This is a genomic window from Mycobacterium sp. Panama NTM2, assembly GCF_054355555.1.
Map to the genome: position 1 here is coordinate 2417693 of NZ_CM135953.1, position 14634 is coordinate 2432326.

Below are 14634 nucleotides of genomic sequence, written 5' to 3' on the forward strand. Positions count from 1 at the left end.
CATAGCCGTTGTCCGCGTCACGTAACGCGCAGGCGCGCGGGGCGCACTGTACTGGGACACCCTCATTCGACGGCGGGAGCGCACGATGGCCGACATCGACCCCGATTTCAGTGCCCTACGCGCGCTGTTCATCAACTGCACGCTCAAGCGGTCCCCGGAGGTGAGCAACACCGACGGCCTGATCCGGATCAGCACCGCCATCATGGCCGGCCACGGCGTCGCGGTCGACGTCGTGCGGGCCGTGGATCATGACATCGCGACCGGCGTCTGGCCCGACATGCGGGAGCACGGCTGGGCCACGGACGACTGGCCGGCGATCTTCGAGAAGGTGCTCGCCGCCGACATCTTGGTGCTGGCAGGTCCGATCTGGTTGGGCGACAACAGCTCCGTGATGAAAAGGGTGCACGAGCGGCTCTACGGCGGCTCGCATCTGCTCAACGATGCCGGTCAGTACCTCTTCTACGGCCGTGTCGGCGGATGCCTGATCACCGGTAACGAGGACGGCGTCAAACACTGCGCCCAGAACGTTCTCTACACGCTGCAACACATCGGTTACACCATTCCTCCGCAGGCCGATGCCGGCTGGATAGGCGAGGCGGGTCCGGGACCGTCGTATCTCGATCCCGGTTCCGGTGGACCCGAGAACGACTTCACGAACCGCAACACGACGTTCATGACGTGGAACCTGATGCACCTCGCCCGATTGCTGAAGTCGGCCGGCGGGGTGCCCGCCCACGGCAACATCCGTTCGGGGTGGGATGCCGGTTGCCGGTACGACTTCGTCAATCCCGAATACCGCTGAGGACATGACGGCGGCGTCGGCCGTGCTCTGAGCAGGGTGCGTCGCCGGCCGGGGCCTGACGGCAGCCAATGGTCAGGCGCGGGTACCGGTGTTCTTGCCGCCGTGGATGCGGCTACGGCGGGGTTCCGCAGCGGCGACGCGCCGACCACGGCAATTCGTCGAGCGGTTGAGGGTCAGCGAATCGTCTCCGGTGCGCTGCAAATGCATTTCGGCGAATACCCGGTGCGTGTCGAATATGACGATCCGAGACCGCGGAAGAAATTGCCGAGAAAGCGCCGAACATCCGCTCCCAGTGTGTATAACGTTTGCTGAGCATCCGGACTTCGGTGATCACGACGCTCTGAACTGCAGTTATCACGTAACTGTTGTTCGGCACCGATTACTGATCTACGGTGTTCAGTTTGCTTCGCCTTTCGTTAAATGTCTCGGCAAGAGAAATGGATTCGGTGATGCAATCCACCCAGCGTTCAGGTACGTCAGCCCTCAGCGGCAAACACATTCTGGCCGGCGGCATCGTCGCGGCCGGTCTGCTGGCGGCGGGGGTGGCGGGGGCGGGCACCGCCGTCGCAGCCCCCGACGATGCGGGCTCGGCGACTCCGCACTCGGTCTCGGCGCCCGACGCGACGTCAGCGGGTGTGGTGAGCAGACCGTCGCGCCTGTCCCCGCGGAGGCAGGTCAGGGAATCCGAGGAACGCAGCACCGATACGCACCAGCGCCGTGTCATCCGCCCGCGCGCCGACACCGACGAGACGGCGGCGGAGGACAGCCGCCCGCACCGGCGCGACCGCGGCCGCCGCGCCGAGCGTGCGGCGACGCTCGAGACGGCGCGTCCGGCGCGCATCGTGACGTCGCCGGCTCGAGAACCGGCCCCGGAAACGAGCAGGGTCAGCGTCGCCCCGGCCGCGCTCACGTCGGCCCGCACCTCGGCGGTGGCCCCGAGCAGCGGCACCCCCGACGCCACGCTGCTGGCCGCGGCGACCAGCACCCGGGTCACCATCGGCTCGATGATCGTCGACTCGCTCTATTCGATGGGCATTCGCAGTCGGCGGATGGGTACGGACTGGCTCGACATCCCGGTGTCGGCGGCCAAGGCCCAGCGCTGGCTGGTGCGCCGCCAGGACATCTACCGCGATGTGCTCAACAGCCAGCCCCCTGCGCAGCCCGGCTCTTCCGATCCGAAACTGTTGTGGGAGACGAACTTCAGCAGCCGGGAGGAGGCGCTCAAGTACTGGGGCTCGCAGACCGGGCGGTGGGGGCAGTCGGCCGGGGAGAACCAGTACTACACCGACGGCGACAACATCACCGTCGACGGCGACGGGAACCTCGTCATCCAGGTGCGTCGGGAGAAGGCGCCGGACGGCCTCGGCGCCCCCTACAACTACACCTCGGCGCGCGTGGTCACCTACGGCAAGCAGTCGATCGGCGTCGGCACCCGGGTCGAGGCACGCATCCAGGTGCCGCCCGATCAGGGTCTGCTGCCGGCGTTCTGGACGGTCGGTCTGGAACCCGGCCACGAGTTCGACTGGCCGCGCCAGGGCGAGATCGACATCATGGAGATCCCCGGATTCGGCACCCCGGCCTCGCGGCGTACCTGGACCGGCAACATCCGCGGCCCGGCCAAGGGCAACAAGAACGTCGACGTCAAGATGGACGACATCGATGCCGATCTCGGGCTCGACCTGTCAGCCGGCTTCCACACCTACGGGATGGACTGGTACGCCGACCGCATCGTCTGGCGGGTCGACGGCGTGCAGGTGGGGCAGGTGACCAAGGCGGACTACGAGGCGCGCGGAGGCGACTGGACCCCGTTCTCCGGCGAGTGGGAGCACTACCTGATCCTCAACGTCGCCGTCGGCAACCCGTGGACGGGGGATCCGAGCGCATCGGTGCCGATGAACTCCGAGATGAAGGTCGATTGGGTCCGGGCGTATCAGCTCTGACGCGGGGAACACAGGCCCGCGGCTCGACGTTGACGTCAACATGGCTACGAAAGACATCACCGCCGAAGAGTTCAACGCCACCATCACCGAGAACGAGATCGTTCTCGTCGATTTCTGGGCGTCTTGGTGCGGGCCGTGTCGTGCCTTCGCCCCGACGTTCAAGGCGTCGTCGGAGAAGCATCCCGACGTCGTCTACGCCAAGGTCGACACGGAGGCCGAGCAGCAGCTCGCGGCGGCTGCCGACATCCGCTCGATCCCGACGCTGATGGCATTCAAGAAGGGCAAGCTGGTGTTCAACCAGGCGGGTGCGCTGCCGGCCGCCGCGCTGGAAGACCTGGTCCAGAAGGTCAAGGAGTTCGACATCGACGCGGCGATGGCCGCCCAGGACGACAACCAGGGCTGACCTGGCCCGAGCGCGCCGGATAGCCTGCTGGCGTGCCCCCGTTCGTTCTCGTCGACACCCCCCGCCCGCACGTCGCGCTGGTCACGCTGAACCGGCCTGAGCGGATGAACTCGATGGCGTTCGACGTCATGGTGCCGTTGAAGGCGGTGCTCGAGAACCTGACCCACGACAACGACGTCCGCGTCGTGGTGCTGACAGGAGCAGGCCGGGGGTTCTCCTCCGGCGCGGATCACAAGTCGGCCGGTTCGGTGCCGCACGTCGACGGGCTCACCCGGCCCAGCTTCGGCCTCCGGTCGATGGAGCTGCTCGACGACGTCATCCTGGGCATGCGCAAGCTGCACCAACCCGTGATCGCCGCGGTCAACGGCGCAGCGATCGGCGGCGGCCTGTGCCTGGCGCTGGCCGCCGACATCCGCGTGGCCTCGACCGAGGCCTACTTCCGCGCAGCGGGCATCAACAACGGCCTGACCGCCAGCGAGCTGGGCCTGAGCTACCTCCTCCCGCGGGCCATCGGCTCGTCGCGCGCGTTCGAGATCATGCTGACCGGCCGCGACGTCACCGCCGAGGAGGCGGAGCGAATCGGTCTGGTGTCCCGGCAGGTCGCCCCTGCCGACCTGCTCGACACCTGCTTCGACCTGGCCGAGCGGATCGCCGCGTTCTCCCGGCCCGGCACCGAACTCACCAAACGCACCCTGTGGAGCGGACTCGACGCCGGCTCGCTCGAAGCCCACATGCAGGCCGAAGGCCTCGGCCAGCTCTACATCCGGCTGCTTACCAACAACTTCGAGGAAGCCGTCGCGGCGCGCAAGCAGAACCGCGCGGCCGTCTTCACCGACGACAAGTAACGATTGGCGGCAGGACCGCCGCTGCCATTAGCCTGGTGAGGCAATCGCAGCAGCGGTCTCACGCTGCCCATTCACATTCAGGAGCCTCAGCGTGATCACCGCAACGGACCTCGAGGTCCGCGCCGGAGCGCGCACGCTGCTCGCCATCGAGGGATCGGCTCTGCGTGTCCAGCCGGGCGACCGGATCGGTCTGGTCGGCCGCAACGGGGCGGGCAAGACCACCACGATGCGCATCCTGGCCGGTGAAGGGGAGCCCTACGCCGGGACGATCACCCGCACCGGTGAGATCGGATACCTGCCCCAGGACCCCAAAGAGGGTGACCTCGATCAGCTCGCCCGCGACCGGGTGCTCTCGGCACGCGGCCTGGACACGCTGCTGTCCGACTTGGAGAAGCAGCAGGCGCTGATGGCCGAGGTGGCCGACGACAAGGCCCGCGACAAGGCGGTGCGCCGCTACGGCGAACTCGAGGAACGCTTCGCCGCGCTCGGCGGCTACGCCGCCGAAAGCGAAGCGGGCCGCATCTGTGCGAGCCTCGGCCTTCCCGACCGTGTGCTGACACAACCGCTGCGCACGCTCTCCGGTGGGCAGCGACGCCGCGTCGAACTCGCGCGGATTCTGTTCGCCGCCTCCGACACCGGTTCCGGCTCGGCGACGACGCTCCTGCTCGACGAACCCACCAACCACCTCGACGCCGACTCGATCAGCTGGCTGCGGTCATTCCTGCAGAACCACGCCGGCGGACTCGTGGTGATCAGCCACGACGTCGGCCTGCTCGCCGATGTGGTGAACCGTGTGTGGTTCCTCGACGCGGTGCGCGGCGAGGCCGACGTCTACAACATGGGTTGGCAGAAATACCTCGACGCCCGCGCGACCGACGAGCAGCGCAGGCGCCGGGAACGCGCGAACGCCGAGAAGAAGGCGAGTGCGTTGCGCGCCCAGGCCGCCAAGATGGGTGCCAAGGCCACCAAGGCCGTCGCCGCCCAGAACATGCTCAAACGTGCCGACCGGATGTTGGCCGCCCTCGACGAGGAGCGGGTGGCCGACAAGGTGGCGCGCATCAAGTTCCCGACGCCGGCGCCGTGCGGCAAAACGCCGTTGATCGCCAAGGGGCTCACCAAGACCTACGGCTCGCTGGAGATCTTCACCGGTCTGGACCTGGCCATCGACCGCGGCTCGCGCGTCGTCGTGCTGGGGCTCAACGGCGCAGGTAAGACCACGCTGCTGCGGCTGCTGGCGGGCGTGGAGAAGCCCGACGCGGGCGTGTTCGAACCGGGCCACGGGCTCAAGATCGGCTACTTCGCCCAGGAGCACGACACCCTCGACAACATGGCGTCGGTGTGGGAGAACATCCGCCACGCCGCCCCGGACACCGGTGAGCAGGATCTGCGCGGCCTGCTCGGAGCGTTCATGTTCACCGGTCCGCAGCTCGAACAGCCGGCCGGCACGTTGTCCGGCGGTGAGAAGACCCGGCTGGCCCTGGCCGGCCTGGTCGCCTCCACCGCCAACGTGCTGCTTCTCGACGAGCCGACCAACAACCTGGACCCGGCCTCGCGCGAGCAGGTGCTCGACGCGCTGCGCAGCTACGAGGGCTCCGTGGTGCTGGTGACCCACGATCCCGGGGCCGCGGAGGCGCTGGATCCGCAGCGGGTGCTGCTCCTGCCCGACGGGACCGAGGACTTCTGGTCCGACGACTACCGGGAGCTCATCGAACTCGCCTGATCGTCAGATTCAAGCCCCCCGGGCCCGGGTATGCGTGTGCCGCAGATCACTGGAGGGGCATCGATGAAGAAGAACGTGAAGGACATTCAGGAGAACAGGGAGCAGCTCATCAGCGAGCTGCGCACCGCCTACGAAGGGGGAGCCAGCATCCGGACCCTCGTGGCCTCGACCGGTCGCTCCTACGGTTCGGTGCACAGCATGCTGCGTGAGGCCGGTGCAACCATGCGCAGCAGGGGCGGGCCCAACCACCGCGGCCGACGCTAGGGCGACTGGCCGGCCTGCTGGCGCACCGACTCCTCGACCATGTCCAGGACGGCGCCCAGCCGTTGCGGATCGTCACCGGAGGCCAAGCGCGCCACCAGTCCGTCGAGTACCAACTCCAGATAGGTGCGTAGCACCTCACCCGGCACGTCGTCGCGCAGGCGGCCCGCCTGCTTCTGTCTGCGCAGCCGCTCGGTGGTCGCCGCGGACAGCTCGGCAGACCGCTCGGCCCAGCCCCGGCTGAACGCGGGATCGTTGCGCAGCTTCCTCGCGATCTCCAACCGCGTTGCCAGCCAGTCGAACTGATCCGGCGCAGCCAGCATGTCCCGCATCACCTGGATCAAGCCCTCGCGCGCCGCCACCTCGGCCATCCGCTCCGCGTCCTCACGCGCCAGTTCGAAGAACAGCGTGTCCTTGTCGCGGAAGTGGTGGAAGATGGCGCCGCGCGAGAGCCCGATCGTCTGCTCGAGCCGCCGCACCGTCGCACGGTCGTAGCCGTACTCGGCGAAGCATCGCCGGGCGCCGTCGAGGATCTGGCGACGGCGCGCCGCCAGATGATCGTCGGTCACCCTCGGCATCGGTTACGACTTCAGTTCGACGACTTCAGCATGTTGCGCAGCACGTACTGCAGGATGCCGCCGTTGCGGTAGTAGTCGGCCTCACCGGGGGTGTCGATGCGCACCACCGCGTCGAACTCGATCGCGTCGCCACCCTCTTTGGTTGCCGTGACGTGCACCGTCTTCGGCGTCTTGCCCTCGTTGAGCTCCTCGATGCCGGTGACGTCGAAGGTCTCGGTGCCGTCGAGCTTCAACGACGCGGCCGACTCGCCCTCGGGGAACTGCAGCGGGATCACCCCCATGCCGATCAGGTTCGAGCGGTGGATGCGCTCGAACGACTCGGCGATCACCACCCGCACGCCCAGTAGGCGCGTGCCCTTGGCCGCCCAGTCGCGCGAGCTGCCGGAGCCGTACTCCTTGCCGCCGAGCACCACCAGCGGGATGTCCTGTGCGGCGTAGTTCTGTGCCGCGTCGTAGATGAACGCCTGCTCGCCGCCGTTGGTGAAGTCCCGGGTGTAGCCGCCGGACACGTCGTCGAGCAGCTGGTTGCGCAGCCGGATGTTGGCGAAGGTCCCGCGGATCATCACCTCGTGGTTGCCGCGGCGCGACCCGTAGGAGTTGTAGTCCTTCTTCTCCACCCCGTGGGAATCGAGGTACTGCGCGGCCGGGGTGCCCGGCTTGATGCTGCCGGCCGGTGAGATGTGGTCGGTCGTGACTGAATCGCCCAGCAGCGCAAGCACTCTGGCGCCGTGGATGTCACTGACCGGCTCCGGCTCGGCGGGCATGCCGTCGAAATACGGAGGCTTGCGCACGTACGTCGAGTCCTGGTCCCACTCGAAGGTGTCGCCGCTGGGCGTGGGCAGGTTGCGCCACCGCTCGTCGCCGGCGAACACATCGGCGTAGTTCTTGACGAACATCTCGGTGTTGATCGCCTCGGCGATGGTGTTGTCGATGTCCTTCTGCGTGGGCCAGATGTCTTTCAGGAACACATCGTTGCCGTCGTTGTCCTTGCCGAGGGGCTCGGTGTTGAAGTCGAAGTCCATCGTGCCCGCGAGCGCGTAGGCGATGACCAGCGGCGGGGACGCGAGGTAGTTCATCTTCACGTCGGGGTTGATCCGGCCTTCGAAGTTGCGGTTGCCCGAGAGCACCGCAGTCACCGACAGGTCGTTGTCGTTGATCGCCTTGCTGATCTCCTCGGGCAGCGGCCCGCTGTTGCCGATGCAGGTGGTGCAGCCGTAGCCGACCAGGAAGAAGCCCAGCTTCTCCAGGTAGGGCCACAGTCCGGCCTTGTCGTAGTAGTCGGTGACCACCTGCGAGCCCGGGGCCATCGTCGTCTTGACCCACGGCTTGGTCACCAGGCCCTTGTCGACGGCGTTCTTGGCCAACAGGGCGGCGCCGAGCATGACCTCCGGGTTGGAGGTGTTGGTGCACGACGTGATCGCGGCGATGACGACGGCGCCGTGGTCGATGACGCAGTCGCCGCGCTCCTCGGAGCGCACGGTGACCGGGTTGGTCGGCCGGCCCTCAGCACCGTTGGCGGCCGACGGCGTCGCGTCGACCGCGTCTTCCTCGGCGAACGACAGCGACACGGGGTCGCTGCCGGGGAACGTCTCCTCGACGGCCTCGTCGACGTTCGAGTGCGCCGGTGAGTCCCCGTTCTCCACGTAGTTGTGGATGTCCTTGCGGAACGCCGACTTCGCGTCGTCGAGCGCGATGCGGTCCTGCGGACGCTTCGGGCCGGCGATCGAGGGCACCACGTCGGCCAGGTCGAGCTCGAGGTACTCGGAGAACTTCGGCTCGCGGCTCGGGTCGTGCCACATGCCCTGGGCCTTGGCGTAGGCCTCCACCAGGGCGAGCTGCTTATCGCTGCGGCCGGTCATCCGCAGGTAGTCGATCGTGACGTCGTCGATCGGGAAAATGGCTGCGGTGGAACCGAACTCGGGGCTCATGTTGCCCAGCGTGGCGCGGTTGGCCAGCGGCACCTCGGCGACACCGTCGCCGTAGAACTCGACGAACTTGCCGACCACGCCGTGCTTGCGCAGCATCTCGGTGACGGTGAGCACGACATCGGTGGCGGTCACACCGGCGCGGCGCTCGCCGGTCAGCTTGAAGCCGACGACGCGGGGGATGAGCATCGACACGGGCTGGCCGAGCATCGCGGCTTCGGCCTCGATGCCGCCGACGCCCCAGCCGAGCACGCCCAGGCCGTTCTCCATCGTGGTGTGGCTGTCGGTGCCCACACAGGTGTCGGGGTAGGCGAGCCCGTCGCGGTCCATCACGACGCTGGCCAGGTATTCGATGTTGACCTGGTGCACGATGCCGGTGCCCGGCGGGACGACCTTGAAGTCGTCGAACGCGCCCTGGCCCCACCGCAGGAACTGGTAGCGCTCGCCGTTGCGCTCGTATTCGATCTCGACGTTGCGTTCGAAGGCGTTGGCGGTGCCGAAGAGGTCGGCGATCACCGAGTGGTCGATCACCAGATCGGCGGGGGCGAGCGGGTTCACCTTCTGCCGGTCGCCGCCGAGGTCGCCGACGGCCTCGCGCATGGTGGCGAGGTCGACGATGCAGGGCACTCCGGTGAAGTCCTGCATGATCACCCGGGCCGGGGTGAACTGGATCTCGATGCTGGGATCGGCGGACGGATCCCAGTTCGCGATCGCCTCGATGTGGTCTTTGGTGATGTTGGCGCCGTCTTCGGTGCGCAGCAGGTTCTCGGCGAGCACCTTGAGGCTGTAGGGAAGTTTCTCGGTGCCCGGCACCGCGTCCAGACGGTAGATCTCGTAGCTGCTGTCCCCGACCTCGAGCGTGTCCTTGGCTCCGAACGAGTTCACGGATGAATTCTTGCTGCTCACATCAACTCCCGGCTTGAATCATCGCCGCGACGGGCTGTGTCGACGGCGTTTGTCACCCTAACAGTACGCTTGTCCTGTATGTAATCCCAGGGTGCTGCCCAGTCTTGTCGTCCGCGGCCCGGCACGCCACCCACTGCTGCGTACCGGCGTTCGGTTACGGTGCTCGTGTGACCGGACCGCACGTGATTCCGTTCCTGCCGGCCTACATCCCGCCGTCGATCGACATGGACCGCGTGCAGGCCGACGTCAAAGACGACGGCATCAGTGTGCCGCCCGCCGATCAGGCCGAGGTGCCGGCGCTGCGCGAGATCGTCGCACAGGCCCAGCAGCAGGGGATCGACCTCAAGGTCGTGGTCATCGCCGAGAACCCGCCGATCGACACACCGCTGCGCGACATCGCCACCGAGGTCGGCGCCGCCAACCCGGGTTCGACGGTGCTGGCGCTCAGTCCGTCGTTCGCCGGCACGTTCAGCACTCGCTTCGATCGGACCACGCTGGAAGCGGGCCAGGACATCGCCCGCACCGGAGATCCGGTCCAGTCGACGAAGAATTTCGTGGGGGAGTTGACGACCCCGCACTTTCCCTGGACCGCATTCACGATTGTGCTCGTTTTCGCGGTGCTGATCGCCGCCATCGGGACGCGTGTGCTGCAGAAATGCAGCAAACGGTCGACCGTCCCCAACGCAGCGTCCACCAGCGACGATTAAGTAATTGCCGCGCACTGCGCGAATGCAAACATCACCGTTTGATAACGGCAATTGCAATTACATTGTTGTAATTCGTGACTAAAGTTTCTTTAGCGTCAGATGTGACGTACGGTGCAATCGGTGCCTGTAGTTGCAGTTGTGCTTGATGTGACTTCTGCGCGGAGCCTGAGGAGACCTGAGTCGAATGAGACGCCCCCTTGGCGGCGCGCCCGCCACCCGGTTGTGCGCCGTATCGCTCGCGTTCGGCATGGTGCTCACGACACCACAGCTGGCCCACGCGCAGCCCGGCGACAACCTCGCTGAACTGGTGACCGAGGTCGCCAACGTCAACCAGAAGCTGCAGGACCTCGGGGCGGCCATCCAGAGCCAGCAGGAGAGCGTCAACAAGGCGATCCTGGACGTGCAGACCGCCCGCGACACCGCCTCCGCCGCGCAACGCGACGTCGACGCCAGTGCGCGCAGCGTCAAGGACGCCGATGCGGCGATCTCCGCCGCCCAGAACCGGTTCGACCAGTTCGCGGCCGCGATGTACGTGCACGGCCCGTCGAGTTCGTACCTGACGGCCAAGGACCCGATCGACATCCTCGGTACCGCGGCCACCGGCCAGGCGCTGTCGCTGTCCACGCAGAAGGTGATGTCCGATCTGGCGCGCGCCCGCACCGAGCAGGTGAACCGGGAGTCCGCCGCCCGGCTGGCCAAGCAGCAGGCCGACGATGCGGTCAAGGCCGCCGAGACCAGCCAGCAGACCGCCGTCGAGGCGCTGACCAACGCCCAGCAGACGTTCAAGGCCCAGCAGGCCGATCTGGACCGGCTCACCGCCGAGCGGGCCGAGGCTCAGACGAAACTGCAAGCCGCACAGGCGCTCTCGGCCCCGACCGGGCGTTCCGGTGGGTCAGCCGCGCCGGCCGGTCCGGGCGCCAAACCGGCCCCCGCGGGCGTCAACCCCGACTGGGATGCGGATCCGTCCACCGGCAACCGCAACACCGCCTGGGACATGACGCTGCCCCAGATCCCGAGCGCCTTCGTCAGCGGCGACCCGGTCCAGATCATCAACGCCGTCCTCAAGATCATCACCACCTCGCTGCAGGTGACCCAGGACCTGGGTCGGAAGTTCCTGCAGAGCATCGGCCTGCTGCCCACACCGACGGGGATCACCAACGGCGCCATCCCGACGCTGTACGGCCGGCAGGCCACCGAGTACGTGATCAAACGCGGCATGTCACAGATGGGTGTGCCCTACTCGTGGGGCGGCGGAAACGCCTCGGGGCCCAGTCGGGGCATCGACTCCGGCGCCGGCACCGTCGGCTTCGACTGCTCGGGCCTGATGCTGTACATGTTCGCCGGCGTCGGGATCAAGCTCGACCATTACTCGGGCTCGCAGTACAACGCCGGTCGCAAGGTGCCCTCGTCGCAGATGCGCCGCGGAGACATGATCTTCTACGGTCCCAACGCCAGCCAGCACGTCGCGATGTACCTCGGTGACGGGCAGATGCTCGAGGCGCCCTACACCGGTTCGGTGGTCAAGATCTCGCCGGTGCGGACCAGCGGTATGACGCCGTACGTCACCCGAATGATCGAGTGGTGATCGCCCTGCGCCGCCTCCTCCTGTCCCTGACGGTCGTGGTCGGGGTCCTGCTCGGTGCCGCCACTCCCGCCGCGGCCCAACCCGAGGCCGGTCAGTGGGACCCGACGCTGCCCAAGCTCATCAGCGCGGGCGCCCCCGGCGATCCGTTGGCGATCGCGAACGCCTCGTTGGCCGCGACCGCGCAGGCCACCCAGGTCACGATGAACCTCGGGCACAAGTTCCTGCAGAGCCTCGGCCTCGCGCCGGCCGACCCGACCAGCGTCGCGCCGGGCGTCGTGCGCGGGCCCGCGGCCATCGAGTACGCGATCCGTCGCGGCGGCAGTCAGATGGGGGTGCCCTACTCCTGGGGCGGCGGCAAGCCGACCGGACCCACACGGGGCATCGAGTCCGGCGCCAACACTGTCGGGTTCGACTGTTCGGGCCTCACTCAGTTCTCGTACGCCGGCGTCGGGGTGCTGATCCCGAAGTACTCCGGCGATCAGTACAACACCGGGCGCAAGGTGCCCATCGCCCAGGCCAAGCGCGGCGACCTCCTGTTCTGGGGTCCCGGTGGCAGCCAGCACGTCGCGATGTATCTCGGCGGAGGCCGGATGCTGGAGGCATCCGGCAGCGCCGGCAAGGTCACCGTCAGCCCGGTGCGTACCTCGGGTCTGCAGCCGTACGCGGCGCGCATCATCGAATCCTGAGTAGCGGCTGAGTTAATTCGGGCGGCGTCGACGGATTCTGACCCGCCTGGAATAGTTGACGGCGGGTGTCGTGACGGCGCCCGTGTCAGTCGAGGTGTGCGCCGCACAGACCATCAGGTACTGCGCATGTGGAAGGAATGTTGATGACCTCACCGAGTGGTCCGCCGCAGGGCTCTGGAGGATTCCCCGGACAGGCTCCCGGCCCCGGCTACCCCACGGGTGCGCATGCCGCGCCCGCCCCGTCGGCCGCCGCGCAGTCCAACGGTGGCCTGCAGAGCGAGGTGCACACCCTGGAGCGGGCGATCTTCGAGGTCAAGCGCATCATCGTCGGCCAGGATCAGCTGGTCGAGCGCATGCTCGTCGGGCTGCTGGCCAAGGGTCACGTGCTGCTCGAAGGTGTGCCCGGCGTGGCGAAGACCCTGGCGGTCGAGACGTTCGCGAAGGTCGTCGGCGGCACGTTCGCACGTATCCAGTTCACACCCGACCTGGTGCCCACCGACATCGTCGGTACCCGCATCTACCGCGCGGGCAAGGAAGAATTCGACATCGAGCTCGGTCCGGTCGTGGTCAACTTCCTGCTCGCCGACGAGATCAACCGCGCACCGGCCAAGGTGCAGTCCGCGCTCCTCGAGATCATGGCCGAGCGTAAGATCTCCATCGGCGGCAAGACCTTCCCCCTGCCCAGTCCCTTCCTGGTGATGGCGACGCAGAACCCGATCGAGCAGGAAGGCGTGTACCAGCTTCCCGAAGCGCAGCGCGACCGCTTCCTGTTCAAGCTGAACGTCGACTACCCCTCCCCGGAGGAGGAGCGCGAGATCATCTACCGGATGGGCGTCAAGCCCCCGGAGCCCAAGCAGATCCTCAACACCGGGGATCTGCAGCGGCTCCAGGATGTCGCGGCCAACAACTTCGTGCACCACGCTCTGGTCGACTACGTCGTGCGCGTCGTGACCGCCACCCGCGAGCCGGACCGATTCGGGATGCCCGACGCGAAGGCGTGGATCGCCTACGGCGCCTCCCCGCGTGCCTCGCTCGGCATCATCGCCGCGTCGCGGGCGCTGGCCCTGGTCCGCGGCCGCGACTACGTGATCCCGCAGGACGTCGTCGAGGTGATCCCGGACGTGCTGCGGCACCGCCTCGTGCTCACCTACGACGCGCTGGCCGACGAGATCTCCTCCGAGACAGTGATCAACCGCATCCTGCAGACCGTGGCGCTGCCGCAGGTCAATGCCATCCCGCAGCAGGGGCACTCGGTTCCGGCCGCGGCGGCCGCGGCGAACGGCCGCTGACCTGGTGGCGTCCACTCCTGGTCCCGGCCCTGGCCGAACGGTCGATCTGCCGTCTCTGCAGCGCGGAGAGATCCGCGACCCGGCGCTGACGGCCGCGCTGCGCAAGCTCGAACTGACGGTGCGCCGCAAGCTCGACGGCGTGCTGCACGGCGATCACCTGGGTCTGCTGCCCGGTCCCGGTTCCGAGCCGGGGGAGTCGCGCGTCTACCAGCCCGGCGACGACGTGCGCCGGATGGACTGGTCGGTGACGGCCAGGACCACCCAGCCGCACGTACGGCAGATGATCGCCGACCGCGAGCTGGAGACCTGGCTGGTCGTCGACGTGTCGGCCAGCCTGGACTTCGGGACCACCGGATGCGAGAAGCGTGATCTGGCGGTCGCCGCCGCGGCGGCCATCGCGTTCCTCAACAGCGGTGGCGGCAACCGGCTCGGCGCGGTCATCAGCAACGGTGACACCCTGCGCCGCGTGCCCGCGCTGTCCGGCCGGATGCACGAGCAGGAGCTGCTGCGCGCCATCGCGACGACGCCCCGAGCCCCGGTGGGGGTGCGCGGTGATCTCGCTGCGGCCATCGACGCGCTGCGCCGGCCGGAGCGGCGCCGCGGCATGGCCGTGATCATCAGCGACTTTCTGGGGCCGATCAACTGGATGCGGCCGCTGCGTGCCATCGCGGGGCGCCACGAGGTGCTCGGCGTGGAGATTCTCGACCCTCGCGATGTCGAGCTCCCGCCCGTCGGAGACGTGGTGCTGCAGGACGCCGAGACGGGCCGGACCCGGGAATTCACCATCGACGAGCAGTTGCGCGCCGACTTCGAGAGGGCCGCCGCGGCGCACCGCGCCGACGTCGCGCGCACGCTGCGTCGGTGCGACGCACCGCTGCTGAGCTTGCGGACGGACCGCGACTGGATCGCCGACGTCGTGCGGTTCGTCGCGAGCCGGCGCCGCGGCGCGCTCGCGGCGCGGTGAGCCCGAGCCGAGACGACCGAAAG

The 14634-nt window shown here is 67.9% G+C and carries 13 protein-coding genes; 11 read left to right on the forward strand and 2 right to left on the reverse strand.

Translation table 11 applies throughout. From position 1 onward, the window contains the following. Nucleotides 1–85 precede the first annotated feature (85 nt). The 6 genes from ACXYX3_RS11600 to ACXYX3_RS11625 all read left to right on the forward strand — a co-directional run bounded on the left by ACXYX3_RS11600 (nt 86) and on the right by ACXYX3_RS11625 (nt 5974). Nucleotides 86–802, forward strand: a complete 717-nt coding sequence (locus tag ACXYX3_RS11600) for a flavodoxin family protein (protein WP_241203712.1) — start codon at nt 86–88, stop codon at nt 800–802. Nucleotides 803–1251: 449 nt separating this feature from the next. Next, complete coding sequence (locus ACXYX3_RS11605) at nt 1252–2742, forward strand: glycoside hydrolase family 16 protein (RefSeq protein WP_458611773.1); 1491 nt, start codon at nt 1252–1254, stop codon at nt 2740–2742. A gap of 40 nt (nt 2743–2782) precedes the next feature. Further along, on the forward strand, nt 2783–3145 hold the full coding sequence (gene trxA, locus ACXYX3_RS11610; RefSeq protein ID WP_241203709.1) for a thioredoxin: 363 nt from the start codon (nt 2783–2785) through the stop codon (nt 3143–3145). Between the two features lie 32 nt (nt 3146–3177). After that, nucleotides 3178–3990 (forward strand): enoyl-CoA hydratase, encoded by an 813-nt coding sequence (locus ACXYX3_RS11615; protein WP_458611774.1) that lies wholly within the window; start codon nt 3178–3180, stop codon nt 3988–3990. Between the two features lie 91 nt (nt 3991–4081). Then, complete coding sequence (locus ACXYX3_RS11620) at nt 4082–5710, forward strand: ABC-F family ATP-binding cassette domain-containing protein (protein WP_458611775.1); 1629 nt, start codon at nt 4082–4084, stop codon at nt 5708–5710. 63 nt (nt 5711–5773) lie between these two features. Then, nucleotides 5774–5974, forward strand: a complete 201-nt coding sequence (locus ACXYX3_RS11625; protein ID WP_255729998.1) for a helix-turn-helix domain-containing protein — start codon at nt 5774–5776, stop codon at nt 5972–5974. On the opposite strand, the gene ACXYX3_RS11630 is transcribed toward ACXYX3_RS11625, so the two are convergent. After that, nucleotides 5971–6549, reverse strand: coding sequence for a TetR/AcrR family transcriptional regulator (locus tag ACXYX3_RS11630; protein WP_458611776.1), 579 nt, complete (start codon nt 6547–6549; stop codon nt 5971–5973). The genes ACXYX3_RS11625 and ACXYX3_RS11630 overlap by 4 nt on opposite strands. Nucleotides 6550–6560: 11 nt before the next feature. Further along, nucleotides 6561–9380: an aconitate hydratase gene (locus ACXYX3_RS11635; protein WP_458611777.1), complete on the reverse strand. Its 2820-nt coding sequence runs from the start codon at nt 9378–9380 to the stop codon at nt 6561–6563. 167 nt (nt 9381–9547) lie between these two features. Between ACXYX3_RS11635 and ACXYX3_RS11640 the strand changes: the two genes are divergently transcribed. The 5 genes from ACXYX3_RS11640 (at nt 9548) to ACXYX3_RS11660 (ending at nt 14611) form a co-directional block, all read left to right on the forward strand. Further along, nucleotides 9548–10087, forward strand: a complete 540-nt coding sequence (locus tag ACXYX3_RS11640) for an Rv1476 family membrane protein (RefSeq protein WP_241203704.1) — start codon at nt 9548–9550, stop codon at nt 10085–10087. A gap of 175 nt (nt 10088–10262) precedes the next feature. Next, entirely contained in the window at nt 10263–11672 is a 1410-nt protein-coding gene (gene ripA, locus ACXYX3_RS11645; protein ID WP_458612056.1) for an NlpC/P60 family peptidoglycan endopeptidase RipA, read from the forward strand. Beyond that, a complete protein-coding gene (gene ripB, locus ACXYX3_RS11650; protein ID WP_374238327.1) occupies nt 11672–12358 on the forward strand; it encodes an NlpC/P60 family peptidoglycan endopeptidase RipB in 687 nt (228 codons plus the stop codon). Before ripA ends, ripB begins: the two co-directional genes overlap by 1 nt. 143 nt (nt 12359–12501) lie before the next feature. Next, on the forward strand, nt 12502–13647 hold the full coding sequence (gene moxR1, locus ACXYX3_RS11655) for a chaperone MoxR1 (RefSeq protein ID WP_241203702.1): 1146 nt from the start codon (nt 12502–12504) through the stop codon (nt 13645–13647). A 46-nt stretch (nt 13648–13693) separates the two neighbouring features. Continuing rightward, entirely contained in the window at nt 13694–14611 is a 918-nt protein-coding gene (locus ACXYX3_RS11660) for a DUF58 domain-containing protein (protein ID WP_241203867.1), read from the forward strand. Nucleotides 14612–14634 lie beyond the last annotated feature (23 nt).

Coding starts and splice junctions, on each gene's coding strand:
- moxR1 (WP_241203702.1), top strand. CDS start 12,502: ATGACCTCACCGAGTGGTCCGCCGCAGGGCTCTGGAGGATTCCCCGGA.
- trxA (WP_241203709.1), top strand. CDS start 2,783: ATGGCTACGAAAGACATCACCGCCGAAGAGTTCAACGCCACCATCACC.
- ACXYX3_RS11630 (WP_458611776.1), bottom strand. CDS start 6,549: ATGCCGAGGGTGACCGACGATCATCTGGCGGCGCGCCGTCGCCAGATC.
- ACXYX3_RS11600 (WP_241203712.1), top strand. CDS start 86: ATGGCCGACATCGACCCCGATTTCAGTGCCCTACGCGCGCTGTTCATC.
- ACXYX3_RS11625 (WP_255729998.1), top strand. CDS start 5,774: ATGAAGAAGAACGTGAAGGACATTCAGGAGAACAGGGAGCAGCTCATC.
- ACXYX3_RS11605 (WP_458611773.1), top strand. CDS start 1,252: ATGCAATCCACCCAGCGTTCAGGTACGTCAGCCCTCAGCGGCAAACAC.